We start from the raw sequence: 20,547 nt of genomic DNA on the forward strand, positions 1-20,547 counted from the left end.
CCTAAAGACGACGCCGCCCTCAGCCGCCGAGCACCAGCCGCACCGCCCGACCGTCGCGATCGACCACCACCTGCCACACCCGGCTGGGTTTGCTGATCGCCGCCTTCAGGTCCCTAACCGCGTCAATGGCCTTGCCGTTGACCTCGATGACCCGGTCCCCGGGGCGGATGCCGATCCGCGCGGCGACGCCATCGCCCAGGCCGGTGACCGTCACCCCCCGGGAGGCCTTCTCCAACCCCAGTTCTTCGGCCAGGGCCGGATTCATATTGGAAACCTCCGCCCCGTCGAACGGATGGGAGCCTTTGAGCAAGGTGGTATCGCGCGGCGGATCCTCCGGCGGCGCCTCCAGGGTGACGGCCAGGGTGGTATCTTTGCCGTCGCGGCGGATCCCCAACACCACCTTGTCGCCGGGGCGGTGGGTGGCGATGCGATAGCGCAGGGTTTCCCCCTCGAACACCGGCCGGCCATCAAGCGCCAGGATGACATCGCCTTCGGCAAGCCCGGCCTTGGCCGCCGGCCCGCCCTTGGCCACATCGGTGATGGCGACGCCCAGCGGGCGATCCAAGCCCATGTGGCTTGCCAGTTCGGTCGTCACCGACTGGCCATCGGCGCCCAGCCAGGGGTGGCGGACCTTGCCGTCTTCCAAGATCCCCTCGACCACCGAGCGCACCATTTCGACCGGAATGGCGAAGCCGATGCCGACGCTGCCGCCGTCGCGCGAATAAATGGCGGTGTTGATGCCGACCAGCCGGCCGCTCAGATCGACCAGGGCGCCGCCGGAATTGCCGGGGTTGATCGCCGCGTCGGTCTGAATGAAGAAGCGGTAATCGGAAATTCCCGCCGTGGTCCGCGCCTGGGCCGAAACGATGCCGCTGGTGACCGTTTGACCGACGCCAAAGGGATTGCCGATGGCCAAAACCAGATCGCCAACCTCGGGCGGCTCGCCGTCGGCCAGGGCCAGCGACGGCAGCGGCGTATCGGATTTGATCCGCAGCACCGCCAGATCGGCCCGCGGATCAAGCCCGACCAGTTCGGCGGGGAATTCCCGGCGATCGTTGAGGGCCACGGTGATTTCGCTCGCGCCATTGACCACATGGGCATTGGTCACCACCACGCCCTCGGAGCGCAAGATCACCCCCGAGCCCAAGGACCGCTGAACCCGCTCGCGCGGCTTGCCCAGCATGCCGCGCTCCTCGAGGAAGCGGCGGAACAGCGGGTCGGCGAACATCGGCGGAACTTGCGACTCGGTGATGACGCGCTGGCTGAAGATATTGACCACCGCCGGAGCGACGGCGCGGACCACCGGCGCGAAGGTCAGCTTGATCTCGGCCGCCGCCATCGGCACCTGTTCGGCCGTCCCGGCCCCTGGCACCTGTTCGGCCGCCCCCGCCGCCGGTCCCCCGAACGCCAGCAAGACCGCGACGCTCGCCCCGGCCAGAACGCCCCTGGCCCACCGCCCCGATTGGTCCATCCGGTCCTCCCCCGCTTTGATCATGTCGCCCTCCTCCGCCAACCGGCCCCGATGCCCGGGCATCGCCGGTCTCTCTGAAAATAAAACCACCTCGCCCAAAGGAAAGGGGCGCCTCTCCTCGCGGAAGGGCGCCCCTCGTGTCGTTGGCGACGGAAAGAACCGCGCCCTATTCTTCGCTGTCGTCGTCGTTGGCTTCGGCGGTCGGACCGGAATCGAGGCCCTTGGCCGCCGGATCGCGATCAACCAGCTCGATCACCGCCATCGGCGCGGCGTCGCCATAGCGGAAGCCGGCCTTGAGGATGCGGCTGTAGCCACCCTGACGGTCCTTGTAACGCGGGCCGAGAACGGCGAACAGCTTGGCCACCACGGCGTCATCACGCAAGATGGCATGGGCCTGACGGCGATCATGCAGGGTGCCGCCCTTGCCCAGGGTGATCAGCTTTTCGGCGATCGGACGAAGATCCTTGGCCTTGGGCAGGGTCGTCTTGATCTGCTCGTGCTTGAGCAGGGAAGCGGCCATATTGGCAAACATCGCCTTACGGTGGCTGCTGGTGCGGTTAAGCTTGCGGCCCGACATTCCATGACGCATGGACGTGCTCCTTCTTTTCGCCTGGTTTCGCGCGCGAAACCGATTGTGGGCGTTCGAACCTCCCGGAAAGGGTTCCGGTCAAGCATTCGAACGACGACCCGCCCTATCGCGGGTCGCTTTCAGGCCGATCCCTGGCGATCTCCAGGGACCCGGCTTGGATCAGCTGATCAGTAGGGCTCTTCCAGCTTCTTGGCCAGATCCTCGATATTCTCGGGCGGCCAGTTGGAAATTTCCATGCCCAGGTGCAGCCCCATCTGGGCCAGCACTTCCTTGATCTCGTTGAGCGACTTGCGGCCGAAATTCGGCGTCCGCAGCATCTCGGCCTCGGTCTTCTGAACCAGATCGCCGATATAGATGATGTTGTCGTTCTTCAGGCAGTTCGCCGAACGGACCGAAAGCTCCAGTTCGTCGACCTTGCGCAGCAGGTTCTTGTTGAACGGCAGCTCGTCGTCCTTCTTCTCCTCAGAAACCGCCTGGGGCTCCTCGAAGTTGATGAACAGCTGAAGCTGGTCCTGGAGAATGCGCGCGGCCAAAGCCACCGCGTCCTCGGGACCGACCGAACCATCGGTCTCGACCACCATCGACAGCTTGTCATAGTCGGTGACCTGACCGACACGGCTGTTCTCGACGCGATAGGAGACCTTGGTCACCGGCGAGAAGATGCTGTCGATCGGAATATAGCCGATCGGGGCGTCCTCGGGACGGTTCTGGGTCGAGGGAACATAGCCCTTGCCCATGCCGACGGTGAACTCCATCGACAAGGTCGCGCCTTCGTCGAGGTGGCAGATCACCAGATCGGGATTCATGATCTCGATATCGGACCCCATCTCGATCTGAGCGGCGGTCACCTCACCGGGGCCGCTCGCCTTCAGCGTCATCCGGCGCGGACCCTCGGAATGCATCAGGAGCGCCAAGCCCTTGATGTTGAGGATCACGTCGGTGACATCCTCGCGGACGCCGGGGATCGACGAGAACTCGTGCAGAACGCCCTCGATCTGGATGGCGGTCACCGCCGCGCCCTGAAGGGACGACAGCAACACGCGACGCAGGGCGTTGCCAAGGGTCAAACCGAATCCACGCTCCAGCGGCTCGGCCACGACCGTGGCGACTTTTTTGGATCCGCCGACCAACTCGATCATGAGCTTGTTCGGCTTAATCAGTTCCTGCCAATTCTTTTGGATCACGGACATCGCGGCTTCCTGGCATCGGGGTCGGCGGTTGTTTCCGAAAGCCCGCCCCTGATCTCAAGGGACGAACCGCCGAACCCCTTCGGTGGGGTTCCGGCGGCCCGGAAACGGGTGTGGAGCGATCGGGCGCGCGAAAGAGCGCCCGCCACCGGCGCATCGTCAGACGCGACGGCGCTTGCGAGGGCGGCAGCCGTTGTGGGGGATCGGGGTCACGTCTTTGATCGACGTCACCTGGAAGCCCACCGACTGCAAAGCGCGAAGCGCCGATTCACGGCCCGACCCGGGACCCTTCACCATGACTTCCAGGGTCTTCATGCCGTGTTCCTGGGCCTTGCGGCCCGCGTCCTCGGCAGCGACCTGGGCTGCGTAAGGGGTCGACTTGCGCGATCCCTTGAAGCCCTGAGCACCGGCGGACGACCAGGCAATCGCGTTGCCCTGAACGTCGGTGATGGTGATCTTGGTATTATTGAACGAAGCGCTCACATGGGCGATGCCCGAGGTGATATTCTTGCGCTCGCGCCTGCGCAACTTCTGAGCTGGCTTGGCCATTGCGGTCCTTGGTCCCGTCTGGTTCGTCGGCGGCTGGGCGGATCAGCGATCCGGTTCGTCCGCGAGGTGGTCTCGACCCCGGGCGGGGTCGACTTACTTCTTCTTGCCGGCGATCGGCTTGGCCGGGCCCTTGCGGGTGCGCGCATTGGTATGCGTGCGCTGACCGCGAACCGGCAGGCCCTTGCGGTGACGCAGGCCGCGGTAGCAGCCCAGGTCCATAATCCGCTTGATGTTCATCGCCACCTCACGGCGGAGGTCACCCTCCACCTTGTATTCGGAGTCGATGATTTCACGGATCCGAACGACTTCGTCGTCGGAAAGATCATTCACCCGGCGGTTTTCGGCAATGCCGGTCCGCTCACAGATTTCGCCCGCCTTCGTCCGGCCAATGCCGTAGATATAGGTCAGAGCGATGCATACCCGCTTATTCGACGGGATGTTTACGCCAGCTATACGCGCCAAGGCCCGTACTCCCTAACTCTGTTTCAAGTCGTCTCGAACACTAAAAAAAAACGCGAAACGCGGTCTCGCGCAGCCTTGGCCCGTAAGGGAAACCGAGGCGCGGGATTATAGGGACAATCCCGCCTGAGTCAACCTCGGTAAGCCCCCTTAGCAGTCGCCAAGAATTCCCTCAAGTTCCCTGGTCACGGCGTCAACCGGCAAGGTGCCGTCGACCACGTGAAGCAGGCCCTTCTGCCCGTAGTAAGGCAGGATGGGCGCCGTCATGCCGTGATAGATATCAAGGCGCTTGCGCAGGGTGTCTTCGTTGTCATCGGCGCGAACGCTACCCGCGTCGGCCTCGGCCGCCCGTTTGCGGATGCGATCGAACAAGATGGAATCATCCACCCGCAATTCGATCACCGCGTCGAGTTTCAGACCCTTGTCGGCAAGCATGACGTCAAGGGCTTCGGCCTGGGGAACGGTGCGCGGGAATCCGTCAAGAACGAAACCGTTCGCGCAATCCGTCTCGTCGATTCGCTCGGCGATCATGCCGACCATGATATCGTCGGAAACCAGCTTGCCCGCATCGATGATCGCCTTGGCCTGACGGCCAAGATCGGTGCCGGCGGCCACGGCGGCGCGCAACATGTCGCCGGTGGAAAGCTGCTTCAACTGGTACTTCTTCTCAAGGCGCTGAGCCTGGGTGCCTTTGCCGCCCCCCGGCGGTCCCATGAAAATGACGCGCTTGCCCGTCATCCGCGTTTCCCCCGCAACTTCGACTTCTTGATAAGGCCCTCGTACTGATGGGCCAACAGGTGAGACTGAATCTGCGCGACCGTGTCCATCGTCACCGTGACCACGATCAGCAGACTGGTGCCACCGAAGTAGAAGGGCACGCCGACTTTCGAGATCAGAAATTCAGGCAGGATCGAAATGAAGATCAGGTAGATCGCCCCGACCGCCGTCAAGCGGGTCAGCACATAGTCGAGGTATTCCGAGGTATTGCGGCCGGGCCGGATACCGGGAATGAACCCGCCGTACTTCTTCAGATTCTCCGCCGTATCCTCGGGATTGAAGACGACAGCGGTATAGAAGAAGGCGAAGAAGGCGATCAAAGCGGCATAGAGCGCCATGTAAAGCGGCTGGCCGTGACCAAGCAGAGTGGTGATCGTCGTCAGCCACTCGGGGCCCTGACCGGCCGAGAACTGGGCGGCGGTCATCGGCAGCAGCAGAATGGAGCTGGCGAAGATCGGCGGGATGACGCCCGGGGTATTGATCTTGAGCGGCATATGGCTGCTTTCGCCGCCATACATCTTATTGCCCTGCTGGCGCTTGGGATACTGGATCAGAATCCGCCGCTGGGCGCGCTCCATGAAAACGATGAAGGCGATGACGCCGACGGCCAGAACCAGGATACCCAGGATCACGGCGGGCGACAGCGCCCCGGTACGGCCCAATTCCAGCATGCCGACCAAGGCATGGGGCAATTGGGCGACGATGCCGGTGAAAATGATCAGCGAAATGCCATTGCCGACGCCGCGCGCGGTGATCTGCTCGCCCAGCCACATCAGGAACAGCGTGCCGCCCATCAGGGTGACGACGGTGGTGAAGCGGAAGAACATGCCGGCATCGTGGACGGCCGCCCCGCTCGAGCTGGTCATGCTCTCCAGGCCAACGGCGATGCCATAGGCCTGCAGGGCGGTGATCAGCACCGTCAGATAGCGGGTGTACTGGTTGATGCGCTTGCGGCCCGACTCGCCCTCTTTCTTCAGGGCTTCGAGCTGCGGGCTGATGGAGGTCATCAGCTGCATGATGATCGAGGCCGAGATGTAGGGCATGATGTTGAGCGCGAAGATGGTCATACGCGACAGCGCGCCACCGGCGAACATGTCGAACATGCCAAGGATGCCCCCGCCATTACGCGAAAAGACATCGGCCATCGCCTGGGGGTCGATGCCGGGCAGCGGGATATAGGTGCCCACCCGATAAACGACCAGCGCCGCCAGCGTAAACCAGATGCGCTTCTTCAGCTCGGTGGCCTTGGCGAAAACGCCAAAGTTCATATTAGAGGCGAGTTGTTCGGCGGCGGACGCCATCCGTCATGCTCCCGTCGGCCAGAGCGGCTTCAACCCGTTCACGACGCCAATCGAAGGCGACGGCCAAACCATGGCGACGGACAGCCGTTCATCCCAATGAAAATCTGAAGCGGTTTTCAGGCAGGGTCGGCGGCCGACCCTCCCTGAAAACGCCTCGAAGCGGAAGAATGGCCCGGGGGAGACGGCGCGACGCCCCCTCCCCCAGGCCGGAAATCTTTTAGACGGCGGCCGGAGCGGCTTCCGCCGCGGCGCCGGTGACGGTCAGCGTGCCGCCGGCCTTCTCCACGCCCTCGCGGGCGGTGGCGGAGGCGCCAGCCACTTCGATCGCCACCTTGACGCTCAGCTCGCCCTTGCCAAGAAGGCGAACGCCATCCTGGGAACGACGGACCAAACCGGCCTCGATCAAGGCCTTTTCGGTGATCACGGCCGTCGCGTCAAGCTTCTTGGCGTCGATGGCCTTCTGGATACGATCCAGATTGACCACCGCGAAGCTCTTGCGGGTGGGGTTGTTGAACCCACGCTTAGGCAGGCGACGATAGATGGGCATCTGCCCGCCTTCGAAGCCATTGATCGACACGCCTTCACGCGACTTCTGACCCTTGACGCCGCGGCCGGCGGTCTTGCCCTTGCCCGACCCGATGCCGCGGCCAACGCGGATGCGGTTTTTCGTCGCACCCGGGTTGTCGCGAAGCTCGTTCAGTTTCATAGCTTTGAAGCCCTACCTCAAACGTCTTCGACGCGAACCAGGTGGGCGATCTTGTCGATCATCCCGCGCACCGCCGGGGTATCCTCCAGCTCGCGCGTCCGGTTCATCTTGTTCAGGCCCAACCCGATCAGGGTGGCGCGCTGATCGGACCGACGTCCGATCGGGCTGCCGATCTGGGTGACCACGACGGTCTTGCTCGTCTCAGCCATCTCGCTCACTCCTACTCGGTGGCGCCAGCGGCGGCCGCGCCATCACGGCGAGCCACGATGTCGCCCACCTTCTTGCCGCGGCGCGCCGCGACCTGACGGGGAGCCTGGCTGTTGACCAGGGCATCGAAGGTCGCCTTGATCATGTTGTACGGGTTGGTGGTTCCCGTGCATTTGCCAACCACGTCCTGGACGCCCATGGTCTCGAAGACCGCGCGCATCGGACCGCCCGAGATGATGCCCGTACCGGCCGGAGCCGAACGCAGGGTCACCCAGCCGGCGCCGAAATGGCCGTTGGTGTCGTGGTGAAGCGTCCGACCCTCGCGCAGCGGCACCTTAATCATGGTGCGCTTGGCCTGGTCGGTCGCCTTGCGGATCGCCTCGGGAACTTCGCGGGCCTTACCGGTCCCGAAGCCGACGCGGCCCTTGCCGTCACCGACGACAACCAGGGCGGCGAAGGCGAAACGCCGACCGCCCTTGACCACCTTGGCGACGCGATTGATGTGAACGAGCTTGTCGAGGAACTCCTCGTCGCGCTCATCGCTCCGGGGAGACCGGTTGCGCTGGTCGTCGCCGCCGCGCTGGCGACGATCCGTGTTGGGTGTACGTGCCATGCCTTATCCCCTAGAACGAAAGACCCGCCTCGCGGGCGGCATCCGCGAGAGCCTGAACGCGGCCGTGGTACTTATAGCCGCCGCGGTCGAAGACCACTTCGGTGTACCCGGCAGCCTTGGCGCGTTCGGCCAGAAGCTTACCCACTTCCGCGGCCGCGGCTTTGTCGCCACCCTTCGTCAGGTTTCCGCGCAACTCCTTATCGACGGTCGAGGCACTCACCAAGGTGCGCCCCTCGGCGTCGTCGATGATCTGGGCGTACATATGCTTGTTCGAGCGGAAAACCGACAAGCGCAGACGGCCCGCACTCTTCAGACGAATCTGATAGCGGTTCCGCGAGCGGCGCCGCTCGAAAAGTTCACTCGAGGACTTCATCGTCGGCTCCTACTTCTTCTTGCCTTCCTTGCGGAGAATTTGCTCGCCGGCGTACTTCACGCCCTTGCCCTTGTAGGGCTCGGGGGAGCGGTAGCTACGAATCTCCGAGGCGATCTGGCCGACGCGCTGTTTGTCGACGCCCGAAATCTCAATCTGGTTGGGAGCCGGCGTGGTGATCTTCAGATCCTCGGGGATCGGAAAGTCCACGTCATGGGAGAACCCCAACGACAGCTTCAGCACTTTGCCCTGGGCGGCGGCCTTGTAGCCGACGCCAACCAGTTCCAGCTTGCGCGAGAAGCCTTCGCTGACGCCACGCACCAGATTGTTGATGCGGGCGCGGGTGGTTCCCCACTGCTGACGAGCGTGTTTGGTTTCGCTCAGCGGCTTGACCCAGATGAGGTTGTCCTCGAGCCGGGTCTCCACCTCGCCAGCGGCGGTATAAGTCATCTCGCCCAGCTTGCCCTTCGCCGTCACGACATTGTCTTTGACGGTGATGGTCACGCCCGCGGGGACGGTGACGGGATATTTACCTACACGTGACATCGGATCCATCCCTTCCTTAGAACACGCGGCAAAGGACTTCGCCGCCCACATTGGCCTGACGGGCCTCGTGGTCGGACATCACGCCGCGCGGCGTGGACAGGATGGAAATGCCAAGGCCGTTATAAACCTTGGGCAGATCCTTGATCTTCGAGTAGACGCGGCGGCCCGGCGTGGACACGCGGGCGATCTCGCGGATCACCGGCTCGCCCTCGTGGTACTTCAGCTCGACGCGCAGCTCGGCGATGCCCTTGCGGACATCAACCTTCTCGTAGCCGCGGATGTAGCCTTCGCGGATCAGAACGTCCAGAACGTTGGCGCGCATCGTCGAAGCCGGAGCCATGACGCTCGACTTGCGAGCGCGCTGGCCATTCCGGATACGGGTCAGCATATCGCCGATGGGATCAGACAAAGCCATTGGTCGTGTCCTTCCCTTACCAGCTGGACTTTACCATGCCGGGGATCTGGCCCTGAGAGGCGAGATCGCGCAGCATGATGCGGCCGAGCTTGAACTTACGATAGACGCTGTGCGGGCGCCCCGTCAGTTCGCAGCGATTGTGAACGCGGGTCTTCGACCCGTTGCGCGGCAACTGGGCCAGCTTGAGAACCGCCTGAAAGCGATCCTCGGGCTCCAGGGCGCGGTCCTTGATCAGCGCCTTCAATTCGGCGCGCTTGCCGGCGTCACGCTTGGTCAAGCGCTCACGCTTCTTATTCCGTTCGACAGCGGAAATCTTTGCCATTCCGAGGTCCCCCGCGCTTACTTCATGAAGGGCATGGCGAAGCCTTCGAGAAGCGCCTTGGCTTCCTCGTCGGACTTCGCGCTGGTGCAGATCGTGATATCCATACCCCGGACCTTATCGACACGGTCGTAGTCGATCTCAGGGAAGACGATCTGCTCTTTCAGCCCCATATTGTAGTTGCCCCGGCCGTCGAAGCTCTTCGCGGAAACTCCGCGGAAGTCGCGAACGCGCGGCAGGGCGATGGTGACCAGACGGTCGAGGAACTCGAACATCCGATCACGGCGCAGCGTAACCTTACAGCCAACGATCATCTGCTCGCGAAGCTTGAAGGCCGCAATGGACTTCTTGGCGCGGGTGATGATCGGCTTCTGGCCGGAAATCGCCGTCATGTCGGTCAAGGCCCCTTCGATCAACTTGCGATCCTGGGAGGCTTCACCAACACCCATGTTGATGACGATCTTCTCGAGGCGCGGAATTTCCATAACGTTGCCGTACTGGAACTTCTCCAACAGCGCCTTCTTGACGACCGTCTGGTAGTGCTCTTGCAAACGTGCCATGTCCAACCTCAACCGTCGATGACGTCGCCGGACCGCTTCGCGTAGCGGACCTTGCGACCGTCTTCCAGGACCTTGAACCCGACGCGGGTCGGCGACCCATCCTTCGGATCCTCGTGGGCGACGTTGGAGACGTGGATGGACGCTTCCTTCTCGACGATGCCGCCGGCGGCGGTGTTGGTCGGGCGGGTGTGGCGCTTGACCACATTCACGCCCTGAACGACCACACGGCCTTCCTTGGGAATCGCCTTGAGCACTTCGCCGCGCTTGCCCTTGTCCTTGCCGGCGAGGACGACCACCTTGTCGCCCTTTTTGATCTTGGCGGCAGACATCACAGCACCTCCGGAGCCAGCGAGATGATCTTCATGAACTTGCGGGCGCGCAGTTCGCGCACCACCGGTCCGAAGATGCGGGTTCCGATCGGCTCGTTCTGCTTGTTGAGCAGAACGGCGGCATTGCGGTCAAACCGGATCGACGTGCCATCGGGGCGACGGATTTCCTTGGCGGTGCGAACGATGACGGCGCGATGGACGTCACCCTTCTTCACGCGGCCACGGGGAATCGCTTCCTTGACCGAAACGACGATGATATCGCCAACCCCGGCGATCATTCGCTTCGAGCCACCAAGGACCTTGATGCACTGCACCTGACGGGCGCCCGAATTATCGGCGACATCGAGCCTAGTTTGCATCTGAATCATTGTTTTATATCCTTTTATTCACGGATGGTTACCAGTGAACCCCGATGCAACGGGTTCCTCCGGTCCTATTCCGCGTTATCCAGAACGACTTCCCAGGTCTTGCGACGGGAGATCGGGGCGCATTCACGAATGCGCACCAGGTCGCCGATCTTGAACTGGTTCAGCTCGTCATGCGCCGCAAATTTCTTGGTGCGCTTGATGAACTTTTTGTAGACGGCGTGCTTGAAGCGACGTTCTACCTGAACAACGATGGTCTTGTCCATCTTATCGCTAACGACAACACCCTGCATAATGCGCTTAGGCATATTCCAGCTCCCTTCCCGCGCCTTATTTCGCCTGGGGAGCGCGGTTGCGCTCGCCCCGGACGGATTTGATGCGGGCGATTTCGCGACGCACCGTGCGGACGCGGGCGGTGTTTTCGAGCTGCCCGCTCGCGGCCTGGAAGCGCAGGTTGAACTGCTCCTTCTTCAGCTCGAGAAGCGAGTCCTTGAGCTGATCGTCGGTCTTGGACCGGGTATCCTCTGCGGCCGACATATTCAAACCTCCCCGATCCGGGCAATGAACTTGGTCTTCAGCGGCAGCTTGGCGGCGGCGAGTTCAAACGCGCCGCGCGCGATGTCCTCGGGAACGCCGTCGAGCTCGAACATGACGCGGCCGGGCTTGACGCGGGCCACCCAGAACTCGGGCGAGCCCTTACCCGATCCCATGCGGACTTCGGCCGGCTTCTTCGACACCGGCACATCCGGGAAAATACGGATCCAGAGGCGCCCCTGGCGCTTCATGTGACGGGTGATGGCGCGGCGTGCCGCTTCGATCTGGCGCGCGGTGACGCGCTCGGGCTCAACGGCCTTAAGGCCGAAGGACCCGAAGTTCAGATCAGTACCGCCCTTGGCCAGACCGTGGATACGGCCCTTATGCTGCTTGCGGAACTTCGTGCGCTTCGGTGAAAGCATCGTCTACTCCGTTCCTCTCTCAGCGGCCCTGGTCCTGGGAGCGCTTATCTTGGGCCATGGGATCGTGTTCCATGATCTCGCCCTTGAACACCCAGACTTTAACGCCACAGACGCCATAGGTGGTGTGGGCCGCGGCGGTGCCGTAGTCCACGTCCGCACGCAGGGTATGCAACGGCACGCGACCTTCGCGATACCATTCGGTGCGGGCGATTTCCGCGCCACCCAGACGGCCACCACAGTTGATTCGGATGCCCAGGGCCCCCAGACGCATCGCCGACTGAACGGCGCGCTTCATGGCGCGGCGGAAGGCGACGCGACGCTCGAGCTGCTGGGCGATATTCTCGGCCACCAACTGGGCGTCGAGCTCCGGCTTACGGATTTCGACGATGTTGAGGTGAACCTCGTTGCCCGTCATCACCTGCAGCTTCTTGCGCAGGTTCTCGATGTCCTGGCCCTTCTTGCCGATCACCACGCCCGGACGGGCGGTATGGATGGTGATGCGGGCCTTCTTGGCCGGACGTTCGATGACGATCCGCGAGACGCCGGCCTGGGCCAGCTTGCTCTTCAGATACTTCTTGATCGCCAGATCCTGGTGCAGCAGCGACGCATAGTCGCGGCCGGCGAACCAGCGGGAGTCCCACGTCCGGTTGATACCAAGACGCAGCCCGATCGGATTGACTTTCTGTCCCATTACGCCGTCTCCCCCCGCTCGCGCACCACGATGGTCAGATTGCTGAAAGGCTTCAGGATCTTACCCACGCGGCCACGGGCCCGGGCCCGCCAACGCTTCAAAACCATCGCCTTGCCCACATAAGCCTCGGAGACGATCAGCTGATCGACGTCGAGCTGGTGGTTGTTCTCGGCATTGGCGATCGCGGACTGAAGGGTCTTCTTGACCGTATCGGCCATCCGACGCTTCGAGAAGGTGAGCTCCGCCAGGGCGCGCTCCGCGGTCTTACCGCGGATCGACTCGGCCACCAGATTGAGCTTGTAGGGGCTGGTCCGGATCATCTTGGTGATGGCCCGGGCTTCGGTGTCGGCCAGCCGCCGTTCGGTTGCCTGCTTGCCCATGGTTACTTCCTCTTCGCCTTCTTATCGGCGGCGTGACCGTAATAGGTCCGCGTAGGGGCGAATTCCCCGAACTTATGACCGACCATCTGCTCGGTCACCAGGACCGGCACGAACTTCTGGCCGTTGTACACGCCAAAGGTCAAACCCACGAACTGCGGCATGATCGTCGACCGGCGCGACCAGATCTTGATGACCTCGTTGCGACCGGAGGAGCGTGCCTTTTCGGCCTTGTTGAGGAGGTATCCGTCAATGAACGGACCTTTCCATACGGAACGAGCCACGGCGACTACTCCTTAACGCTTCTTCTTGGCGAGGTGGCGGGAACGCATAATCAGCGAATCCGTCTTCTTGTTCGAGCGGGTGCGCTTGCCCTTGGTCGGCTTGCCCCACGGGGTGACCGGATGACGGCCTCCCGAGGTGCGGCCTTCACCACCACCATGGGGGTGGTCGACCGGGTTCATCACCACGCCGCGAACGTGCGGACGACGGCCCATCCAGCGCGAGCGGCCGGCCTTGCCGAGCTTTTCGTTCTGGTTGTCCGGGTTGGACACCGCGCCAACCGTCGCCAGGCATTCGCCGCGCACCAGGCGCAGCTCGCCAGACGACAAGCGGAGCTGGGCGTAGCCCGCATCCTTGCCGATCAGCTGGGCATAGCAACCGGCCGAGCGGGCCAACTGGCCACCCTTGCCGGGCTTCATCTCCACATTGTGGATGATGGTGCCCACGGGCATGTTCTTCAAAGGCATGGCGTTGCCGGGCTTGATATCGGCGCGGTCGGCCGAGATCACCGCGTCGCCGACCTGCAGGCGCTGCGGCGCCAGGATGTAGGTCTGCTCGCCATCCTCATAGGTGATGAGGGCGATGAACGCCGTACGGTTGGGATCGTACTCCAACCGCTCGACGCGACCGGCCACATCGACCTTGGTGCGCTTGAAATCGATCAGGCGATAGCGGCGCTTGTTGCCGCCACCGCGCCACCACGACGTGACCCGGCCATGGTTGTTGCGGCCGCCGGTCTTGACCAGACCTTCGGTCAGCTTCTTGACCGGCTTACCCTTGTACAGATCGGACCGGTCAACAAGGACCAGATTCCGCATACCGGGGGTCACCGGATTGTACTGCTTGAGAGCCATCGGTTAGATCCCCGTCGTCACGTCGATGGAGTGTCCCTCGGCCAGGGTCACGATAGCCTTCTTGGTATCGGACCGCTTACCGACGGTTCCGCGGAAGCGCTTGACCTTGCCCTTCGAACGGAGCGTGTTGACCGCCTTCACCTTGACCTTGAACAGGCCTTCGACGGCCGCCTTGATCTCGGGCTTGGTGGCATCGAGGGGAACGCGGAAGATCACCTGACCGTGCTCGCCGATCAGGGTGGCCTTTTCCGTGATCACCGGCGCCCGCACGATATCGTACTTGCGCTCCTCGCTGATCTTAACCTCGGTCATGCTCATTGCAGACGCTCCTCAAGGTGCTTCACGGCCTCCTTGGTAAGCACCAGGGTGTCGCGGCGCAGGATATCGTAGACGTTGGCGCCCTGCTGGGGCAGCACGTCCAGACCGATGATGTTGCGCGCGGCCAGGGCGAACTTCTCATTCACCTCGGGACCGTCGATGAACAGAACCTTCTCCAGCCCCAGAACTTTCAGCTGGGCCAGCAGGTCCTTGGTCTTGCCGGACTCGCTGATCGCCTGATCAAGGACGATGAGCTGGCCGGCCTGGGCCTTGGCCGACAGCGCGGTCTTCAGACCGAGCTTGCGGACCTTCTTATTCAGATCATGGGCGTGGGAACGCACGACCGGTCCGAAGATCGTCGCGCCACCGCGGAACTGCGGGCTGCGCTTCGATCCCTGGCGGGCATGACCCGTACCCTTCTGCTTGAAGGGCTTCGCCGTGGTTCCGGAGATCTCGCTGATCCCCTTGGTCTTATGGGTTCCAGCCTGACGGCGGGCCAATTGCCACCGCACCATCCGGTGCAGCAGGTCGGTGCGGACCGGCAGCCCGAAGACGGAATCGGACAGCTCGATCGAGCCCGCGTCCTTGCCGTCCAGTGTCTTAACGTCGCACTTCATCGGACCTTATTCCTTCTCGCCATCGACGGCCGCCTCGACCGCGGCCTTCAGGCCGGCGGGAAGGGGAACCCCCTCGGGCAGCTTCTTCTTCACCGCGTCGCGCACTTCGAGCCAGGCGCCATCGGCACCGGGAACGGATCCCTTAACCAGAATCAGGCCGCGATCGGCGTCGGTCGCGACGACGGTCAGGCTCTGCTGGGTGATACGGGTATCGCCCATGTGGCCGGCCATCTTCTTGCCCTTGAACACACGGCCCGGGTCCTGACACTGACCCGTGGAACCATGGGAACGATGGCTGACGGAAACGCCGTGGGTGGCTTCCAACCCGCGGAAATTGTGGCGCTTCATCGCGCCGGCAAAGCCCTTGCCGATGGTGGTACCGGCGATGTCGACCTTCTGGCCGGCCACGAAATGGGCCGCCGAAAGCTCGGCTCCGGGTTCCAGCAGGCAGTCCTCGCTGACGCGGAACTCCACCACCTTCTTTTTAGGCTCGACCTTGGCGGCGGCGAAATGGCCGCGCATGGCCTTAGAGGTACGCTTGACCTTGGCGACACCCGCGCCAAGCTGGACGGCCGTATAGCCGTCCGTCTCAGAGGTCCGCACGGCAACCACCTGACAGGCCTCGACCTTCAGGACGGTGACGGGGACGTGAGTGCCCTCATCGGTGAAGAGGCGGGTCATCCCCACCTTCTGGGCGATAAGACCGGAACGCATGTCCGAATTCCTTGCTCGTTCTTCGCTTTACAGCTTGATCTCAACGTCCACGCCGGCCGCCAGATCAAGTTTCATCAGGGCGTCCACGGTCTGGGGCGTCGGGTCGACGATATCCAGAAGCCGCTTGTGGGTGCGGATCTCGAACTGCTCGCGCGACTTCTTGTCGATGTGCGGCGAGCGGTTCACGGTGAACTTCTCAATGCGGGTCGGCAGCGGGATCGGCCCGCGAACCTGAGCGCCCGTCCTTTTGGCGGTCGAGACGATCTCGCGGGTGGACTGATCCAACACGCGGTGATCGAACGCCTTCAGGCGGATGCGAATGTTTTGGCTTTCCATGACCGTGGTCCGATCTAGCTTTCAACAAAACGTTCATCAAATACGATGGGCGCCCGCAGTGGCCATGCCTGCGCGGGCGCCCGGTAGGTTTTTTCTTACTGAACGATGCTGGCGACGACGCCGGCACCGACGGTACGGCCACCCTCGCGGATGGCGAACCGCAGACCCTCGTCCATGGCAATCGGCGCGATCAGCTGCACCGTCATGCCGATGTTGTCACCGGGCATAACCATCTCGGTGCCTTCCGGCAGCTCGATCGTCCCGGTCACGTCGGTCGTGCGGAAATAGAACTGCGGACGATAGTTGGAGAAGAACGGCGTGTGACGGCCACCCTCTTCCTTCGTCAGGATATAGGCCTCGCACTTGAACTTGGTGTGCGGGGTGATCGAACCCGGCTTGGCCAGAACCTGACCGCGCTCGACGTCATCACGCTTGGTGCCGCGCAGCAGCGCGCCGATGTTGTCGCCGGCCTCGCCCTGATCAAGCAGCTTGCGGAACATCTCAACGCCGGTGCAGGTCGTCTTCTGGGTGTCGCGGATACCGATGATCTCGATTTCCTCGCCAACCTTGACGATGCCGCGCTCGACACGACCGGTCACCACCGTACCACGACCCGAGATCGAGAACACGTCTTCGATCGGCATCAGGAACGGCTTGTCCTTCGGGCGCTCGGGCTGCGGAATGTAATCGTCCACCGCCTTCATCAGCTCGAGGATGGCATCGTGACCAAGCTTCGGGTCGCTGTCTTCCAGAGCGGCCAGAGCCGAGCCCTTGACGATGGGAATATCATCGCCGGGGAAGTCGTAGCTCGTCAGCAACTCGCGAACCTCGAGCTCGACCAGCTCAAGCAGCTCCTCGTCGTCGACCATGTCGCACTTGTTCAGGAACACCACCAGGGCCGGAACGCCGACCTGACGGGCCAGAAGAATGTGCTCGCGGGTCTGCGGCATCGGGCCGTCGGCGGCCGAAACCACCAGGATCGCCCCGTCCATCTGCGCCGCGCCGGTGATCATGTTCTTCACATAGTCGGCGTGGCCCGGGCAGTCGACGTGCGCGTAGTGACGCGCTTCCGTCTCGTACTCAACGTGCGCCGTCGAAATCGTGATGCCGCGCGCACGCTCTTCCGGCGCCTTGTCGATCTGGTCGTAGGCCTGGAACGTCGCCCCGCCCGCTTCGGCCAGAACCTTCGTGATCGCCGCCGTCAGCGACGTCTTGCCATGGTCAACGTGACCAATCGTTCCGACGTTGCAATGGGGCTTCGTCCGCGCAAACTTTTCTTTCGACATTCTTTTTTCTCTCCGTCCTCGACGTTGGCGTCAACCGGCCATCTTGGCGCGGATTTCCTCGGACACGTTGTTGGGCACTTCAGAGTAGTGATCGAAGTGCATGGTGTACTGGGCGCGACCCTGGCTCATCGACCGCAGGGTGTTCACATAGCCGAACATATTGGCCAGCGGCACCATCGCCCCGATGACACGGGCGTTGCCGCGCTGGTCCATGCCCAGAATATTGCCGCGGCGGCTGTTCAGATCGCCGATGACATCGCCCATGTAATCTTCCGGCGTCACCACCTCGACCTTCATGATCGGCTCGAGCAGCTTCGGACCGGCCTTGGGCAGACCTTCGCGGAAGGCGGCGCGGGCGGCGATTTCGAAGGCGAGCACGCTCGAGTCAACGTCGTGATACCCGCCGTCGATCAGCGACGCCTTCATGTCGGTCACCGGGAACCCGGCGATCACGCCGGTGTCGATGGCCGACTTCAGGCCCTTTTCCACGCCAGGGATGTATTCCTTGGGCACGGAACCGCCAACGATCTTGCTCTCGAACTGATAGCCCGAGCCCGGGGGCAGCGGCGAGAAGGTGATCGACACCTTCGCGAACTGACCCGATCCACCCGACTGCTTCTTGTGGACGTAATCGACGGTGAAGACCTTCGAAATCGTCTCACGATAAGCCACCTGGGGAGCGCCGACCGAGCACTCGACCTTGAACTCGCGCTTCATGCGGTCGACCAGGATCTCGAGATGGAGCTCGCCCATGCCCTTGATCACGGTCTGGCCGCTTTCGGAGTCGCTGGCGACGCGGAAAGAGGGGTCTTCGGCGGCCAGCCGGGCCAGCGCCATGCCCATCTTCTCGACGTCGGCCTTGGTCTTGGGCTCGACGGCAACCTCGATCACCGGCTCGGGGAATTCCATGCGCTCAAGGATCACCGGCTTGATGGTGTCCGACAGCGTGTCACCCGTGGTGGTGTCCTTGAGACCGACGATGGCGACGATGTCGCCGGCGCCCGCCCACTTGATTTCCTCACGGTTGTTGGCGTGCATGAGCAGCATGCGACCGATGCGCTCGCGCTTGTCCTTGACCGTGTTCTGAACGTAGGAGCCGCTTTCCACGGTGCCCGAATAGACGCGGGCGAAGGTCAGCGAACCGACGAACGGGTCGTTCATGATCTTGAAGGCGAGGGCCGAGAACGGCTCGTCGTCGGAGCAGCCGCGGATCACGTCCTCATGGGTCTCGGGGATCAGGCCGTGAATGGCCGGAACATCGAGCGGCGAGGGCAGGAAGTCGACGACGGCGTCGAGCATCGGCTGCACACCCTTGTTCTTGAAGGACGAGCCGTTCAGAACCGGCACGAACTTCATCGCAATGGTGCCCTTGCGGATGCACTTCTTGAGAGTCTCCTCGTCGGGCTCGACGCCCTCGAGGTAGGCTTCCATGGCCGCGTCGTCCATTTCGACGGCGGTCTCAAGCAGCTTCTCGCGATACTCGGCGGCCTTCTCGGCGTATTCGGCCGGGATGTCGACGTAATCGAAATGCGCCCCCAGATCTTCGGAGTGCCAGATCACCGCCTTCATCTTGATCAGGTCGATGACGCCGGCGTAATCGGATTCCGAACCGATCGGCAGGTTGATGACCAGCGGAACCGCGCCAAGACGATCGATGATCATGTCGACGCAGCGGTAGAAGTCCGCGCCGATGCGATCCATCTTGTTGACGAAGCACATGCGGGGAACTTTGTACTTGTCGGCCTGGCGCCACACGGTCTCGGACTGCGGCTCGACGCCGGCCACCGAATCGAACACGGCGATCGCACCATCAAGGACGCGCAAGGAGCGCTCGACCTCGATGGTGAAATCAACGTGGCCCGGGGTGTCGATGATATTCACCCGATTCTCACGCCAGAACGCGGTCGTTGCGGCAGACGTGATGGTGATGCCGCGTTCCTGCTCCTGCTCCATCCAGTCCATCGTCGCGGCGCCGTCATGGACTTCGCCGATCTTATGGGACTTGCCGGTGTAGCAGAGGATGCGCTCGGTGGTCGTCGTCTTTCCGGCATCAATGTGAGCCATGATGCCGATATTGCGATAGCGATCGAGCGGGGTTTCGCGTTTCATGACGCTGGACTCTCTTCCGGGTCTTTTTACTGGATACTACCAGCGGTAATGGCTGAACGCCTTATTGGCATCGGCCATCCGATGGGTGTCCTCACGCTTCTTCACGGCACCGCCGCGGTTCGAGGCGGCATCGAGGAATTCCCCGGTGAGCCGATCGACCATGGTGGTCTCGGACCGCTTGCGGGCGAAATCGATCAGCCAGCGCAGGCCAAGGGCCTGACGACGATCGGGACGCACCTCGACGGGCACCTGATAGGTAGCGCCACCGACACGGCGGGAGCGCACCTCGACAGAGGGCTTCACATTGTCGAGAGCGTCGTGGAACACCTTCACCGGATCCTGGCCCGTCTTGGACTGGATCCGCTCGAAAGCGCCATACACGATCTTCTCGGCGACGGCCTTCTTGCCCTGGAGCATCACCGAATTGATGAACTTCGCCAGAACAAGATCACCGAACTTAGCGTCCGGCAAAACTTCACGCTTTTCCGCTGCGCGACGACGGGACATGGCTTCCTCGACCTCTTACTTGGGACGCTTGGCGCCGTACTTGGAGCGACGCTGACGGCGATCCTTCACGCCCTGGGTATCCAGGACACCGCGGATGATATGGTAGCGAACACCGGGAAGATCCTTCACACGGCCGCCGCGAATCATCACGACGGAGTGCTCCTGAAGGTTATGGCCTTCACCGGGAATATAACTGGTGACCTCGAAGCCGTTGGTCAGGCGAACGCGCGCAACCTTGCGAAGAGCCGAGTTCGGCTTCTTCGGCGTCGTGGTGTACACCCGCGTGCAGACCCCGCGCTTCTGGGGGCACGCCTGCATGGCGGGCACCTTGTTGCGCTTCACCACCGCCTTACGGGGCTTGCGGATTAGCTGGTTGATCGTCGGCATCGAACGTCCCTTCTCAACGCCACTCGGAACTCAAAAAAATTTGCCGTCACGACGACCCGTCGGGCGCTTTCGCCCGACAGGCGACCGTTCGCAACGATGCGAAGTTAAAAGAGACCCCCGTCGAACGCGCCCAGCACGGCTGGCGTCATCCGGTCGTCCCAAGCACCAGCCGAGCGGCTGGAAAATCGTTTCGGTCGACGCGTTTAGGGTGGGAGCCACCAGGGCTTCCCCTCCTACCACCGCCGGCCGAGAGAGGCGGCATCATATGGAGACCCCCCAGGGGCGTCAAGGACAAAAAGCCCCCGTTCCCCTAGGAAGCGAAACAGGGCCGACAGTCCTCGCGGATCCGT

At 62.8% G+C, this 20,547-nt stretch carries 32 protein-coding genes; all 32 read right to left on the reverse strand.

Features of this window, described 5'->3' with window-relative positions:
- Positions 1–19: 19 nt before the first annotated feature.
- The 32 genes from RRU_RS13750 to rpsL all read right to left on the reverse strand — a co-directional run bounded on the left by RRU_RS13750 (position 20) and on the right by rpsL (position 20,197).
- Positions 20–1,495, reverse strand: coding sequence for a Do family serine endopeptidase (locus tag RRU_RS13750; RefSeq protein ID WP_011390412.1), 1,476 nt, complete (start codon positions 1,493–1,495; stop codon positions 20–22).
- Between the two features lie 142 nt (positions 1,496–1,637).
- On the reverse strand, positions 1,638–2,060 hold the full coding sequence (gene rplQ / locus RRU_RS13755; RefSeq protein WP_011390413.1) for a 50S ribosomal protein L17: 423 nt from the start codon (positions 2,058–2,060) through the stop codon (positions 1,638–1,640).
- Positions 2,061–2,227: 167 nt separating this feature from the next.
- Entirely contained in the window at positions 2,228–3,244 is a 1,017-nt protein-coding gene (locus RRU_RS13760; protein WP_014626433.1) for a DNA-directed RNA polymerase subunit alpha, read from the reverse strand.
- A 162-nt stretch (positions 3,245–3,406) separates the two neighbouring features.
- Positions 3,407–3,796: a 30S ribosomal protein S11 gene (gene rpsK, locus RRU_RS13765; protein WP_011390415.1), complete on the reverse strand. Its 390-nt coding sequence runs from the start codon at positions 3,794–3,796 to the stop codon at positions 3,407–3,409.
- Positions 3,797–3,889: 93 nt separating this feature from the next.
- Positions 3,890–4,258, reverse strand: a complete 369-nt coding sequence (gene rpsM / locus RRU_RS13770) for a 30S ribosomal protein S13 (protein WP_011390416.1) — start codon at positions 4,256–4,258, stop codon at positions 3,890–3,892.
- 147 nt (positions 4,259–4,405) lie between these two features.
- Positions 4,406–4,993 carry an adenylate kinase gene (locus RRU_RS13775; RefSeq protein ID WP_011390417.1) on the reverse strand — a complete coding sequence of 196 codons (588 nt, stop codon included), beginning with the start codon at positions 4,991–4,993 and terminating at the stop codon, positions 4,406–4,408.
- Entirely contained in the window at positions 4,990–6,333 is a 1,344-nt protein-coding gene (gene secY / locus RRU_RS13780) for a preprotein translocase subunit SecY (protein WP_011390418.1), read from the reverse strand. Before secY ends, RRU_RS13775 begins: the two co-directional genes overlap by 4 nt.
- Positions 6,334–6,550: 217 nt before the next feature.
- Positions 6,551–7,039 carry a 50S ribosomal protein L15 gene (rplO, locus tag RRU_RS13785; RefSeq protein WP_011390419.1) on the reverse strand — a complete coding sequence of 163 codons (489 nt, stop codon included), beginning with the start codon at positions 7,037–7,039 and terminating at the stop codon, positions 6,551–6,553.
- 17 nt (positions 7,040–7,056) lie between these two features.
- Positions 7,057–7,248: a 50S ribosomal protein L30 gene (gene rpmD, locus RRU_RS13790; RefSeq protein ID WP_011390420.1), complete on the reverse strand. Its 192-nt coding sequence runs from the start codon at positions 7,246–7,248 to the stop codon at positions 7,057–7,059.
- 11 nt (positions 7,249–7,259) lie between these two features.
- Positions 7,260–7,859 (reverse strand): 30S ribosomal protein S5, encoded by a 600-nt coding sequence (gene rpsE, locus RRU_RS13795; protein ID WP_011390421.1) that lies wholly within the window; start codon positions 7,857–7,859, stop codon positions 7,260–7,262.
- Positions 7,860–7,869: 10 nt separating this feature from the next.
- Entirely contained in the window at positions 7,870–8,232 is a 363-nt protein-coding gene (gene rplR / locus RRU_RS13800) for a 50S ribosomal protein L18 (protein ID WP_011390422.1), read from the reverse strand.
- A 9-nt stretch (positions 8,233–8,241) separates the two neighbouring features.
- Complete coding sequence (gene rplF / locus RRU_RS13805) at positions 8,242–8,775, reverse strand: 50S ribosomal protein L6 (protein ID WP_011390423.1); 534 nt, start codon at positions 8,773–8,775, stop codon at positions 8,242–8,244.
- A 16-nt stretch (positions 8,776–8,791) separates the two neighbouring features.
- The gene (rpsH, locus tag RRU_RS13810) at positions 8,792–9,190 is read right to left on the reverse strand and encodes a 30S ribosomal protein S8 (RefSeq protein WP_011390424.1); all 399 of its coding nucleotides are present in this window, start codon (positions 9,188–9,190) and stop codon (positions 8,792–8,794) included.
- A gap of 16 nt (positions 9,191–9,206) precedes the next feature.
- Entirely contained in the window at positions 9,207–9,512 is a 306-nt protein-coding gene (gene rpsN / locus RRU_RS13815) for a 30S ribosomal protein S14 (RefSeq protein ID WP_011390425.1), read from the reverse strand.
- Between the two features lie 17 nt (positions 9,513–9,529).
- Entirely contained in the window at positions 9,530–10,069 is a 540-nt protein-coding gene (gene rplE, locus RRU_RS13820) for a 50S ribosomal protein L5 (RefSeq protein WP_011390426.1), read from the reverse strand.
- Between the two features lie 8 nt (positions 10,070–10,077).
- Entirely contained in the window at positions 10,078–10,398 is a 321-nt protein-coding gene (gene rplX / locus RRU_RS13825) for a 50S ribosomal protein L24 (RefSeq protein ID WP_011390427.1), read from the reverse strand.
- Positions 10,398–10,766 (reverse strand): 50S ribosomal protein L14, encoded by a 369-nt coding sequence (gene rplN / locus RRU_RS13830; protein ID WP_011390428.1) that lies wholly within the window; start codon positions 10,764–10,766, stop codon positions 10,398–10,400. Before rplN ends, rplX begins: the two co-directional genes overlap by 1 nt.
- Before the next feature lie 65 nt (positions 10,767–10,831).
- On the reverse strand, positions 10,832–11,071 hold the full coding sequence (gene rpsQ / locus RRU_RS13835) for a 30S ribosomal protein S17 (protein WP_011390429.1): 240 nt from the start codon (positions 11,069–11,071) through the stop codon (positions 10,832–10,834).
- Between the two features lie 22 nt (positions 11,072–11,093).
- A complete protein-coding gene (rpmC, locus tag RRU_RS13840; RefSeq protein WP_011390430.1) occupies positions 11,094–11,300 on the reverse strand; it encodes a 50S ribosomal protein L29 in 207 nt (68 codons plus the stop codon).
- Between the two features lie 2 nt (positions 11,301–11,302).
- Positions 11,303–11,719, reverse strand: coding sequence for a 50S ribosomal protein L16 (rplP, locus tag RRU_RS13845; RefSeq protein WP_011390431.1), 417 nt, complete (start codon positions 11,717–11,719; stop codon positions 11,303–11,305).
- Positions 11,720–11,738: 19 nt separating this feature from the next.
- The gene (gene rpsC, locus RRU_RS13850; RefSeq protein WP_011390432.1) at positions 11,739–12,410 is read right to left on the reverse strand and encodes a 30S ribosomal protein S3; all 672 of its coding nucleotides are present in this window, start codon (positions 12,408–12,410) and stop codon (positions 11,739–11,741) included.
- The gene (gene rplV / locus RRU_RS13855; protein ID WP_011390433.1) at positions 12,410–12,790 is read right to left on the reverse strand and encodes a 50S ribosomal protein L22; all 381 of its coding nucleotides are present in this window, start codon (positions 12,788–12,790) and stop codon (positions 12,410–12,412) included. Before rplV ends, rpsC begins: the two co-directional genes overlap by 1 nt.
- A gap of 2 nt (positions 12,791–12,792) precedes the next feature.
- A complete protein-coding gene (gene rpsS, locus RRU_RS13860) occupies positions 12,793–13,071 on the reverse strand; it encodes a 30S ribosomal protein S19 (RefSeq protein ID WP_011390434.1) in 279 nt (92 codons plus the stop codon).
- Positions 13,072–13,083: 12 nt separating this feature from the next.
- On the reverse strand, positions 13,084–13,923 hold the full coding sequence (rplB, locus tag RRU_RS13865) for a 50S ribosomal protein L2 (protein WP_011390435.1): 840 nt from the start codon (positions 13,921–13,923) through the stop codon (positions 13,084–13,086).
- A 3-nt stretch (positions 13,924–13,926) separates the two neighbouring features.
- Positions 13,927–14,241, reverse strand: a complete 315-nt coding sequence (locus RRU_RS13870; protein WP_011390436.1) for a 50S ribosomal protein L23 — start codon at positions 14,239–14,241, stop codon at positions 13,927–13,929.
- Positions 14,238–14,858, reverse strand: coding sequence for a 50S ribosomal protein L4 (gene rplD / locus RRU_RS13875; RefSeq protein WP_011390437.1), 621 nt, complete (start codon positions 14,856–14,858; stop codon positions 14,238–14,240). The genes RRU_RS13870 and rplD overlap by 4 nt, the downstream gene beginning before the upstream one ends.
- A gap of 6 nt (positions 14,859–14,864) precedes the next feature.
- Positions 14,865–15,572: a 50S ribosomal protein L3 gene (gene rplC / locus RRU_RS13880; protein WP_011390498.1), complete on the reverse strand. Its 708-nt coding sequence runs from the start codon at positions 15,570–15,572 to the stop codon at positions 14,865–14,867.
- Positions 15,573–15,599: 27 nt separating this feature from the next.
- Positions 15,600–15,908 (reverse strand): 30S ribosomal protein S10, encoded by a 309-nt coding sequence (gene rpsJ, locus RRU_RS13885; RefSeq protein ID WP_011390499.1) that lies wholly within the window; start codon positions 15,906–15,908, stop codon positions 15,600–15,602.
- A 95-nt stretch (positions 15,909–16,003) separates the two neighbouring features.
- Positions 16,004–17,194, reverse strand: a complete 1,191-nt coding sequence (tuf, locus tag RRU_RS13890) for an elongation factor Tu (RefSeq protein ID WP_011390500.1) — start codon at positions 17,192–17,194, stop codon at positions 16,004–16,006.
- Positions 17,195–17,224: 30 nt separating this feature from the next.
- A complete protein-coding gene (gene fusA / locus RRU_RS13895; RefSeq protein WP_011390501.1) occupies positions 17,225–19,303 on the reverse strand; it encodes an elongation factor G in 2,079 nt (692 codons plus the stop codon).
- Positions 19,304–19,339: 36 nt separating this feature from the next.
- A complete protein-coding gene (gene rpsG / locus RRU_RS13900) occupies positions 19,340–19,810 on the reverse strand; it encodes a 30S ribosomal protein S7 (RefSeq protein WP_011390502.1) in 471 nt (156 codons plus the stop codon).
- Positions 19,811–19,825: 15 nt separating this feature from the next.
- On the reverse strand, positions 19,826–20,197 hold the full coding sequence (gene rpsL, locus RRU_RS13905) for a 30S ribosomal protein S12 (protein WP_011390503.1): 372 nt from the start codon (positions 20,195–20,197) through the stop codon (positions 19,826–19,828).
- Positions 20,198–20,547 lie beyond the last annotated feature (350 nt).

Source organism: Rhodospirillum rubrum ATCC 11170 (assembly GCF_000013085.1).
Taxonomy (GTDB): domain Bacteria; phylum Pseudomonadota; class Alphaproteobacteria; order Rhodospirillales; family Rhodospirillaceae; genus Rhodospirillum; species Rhodospirillum rubrum.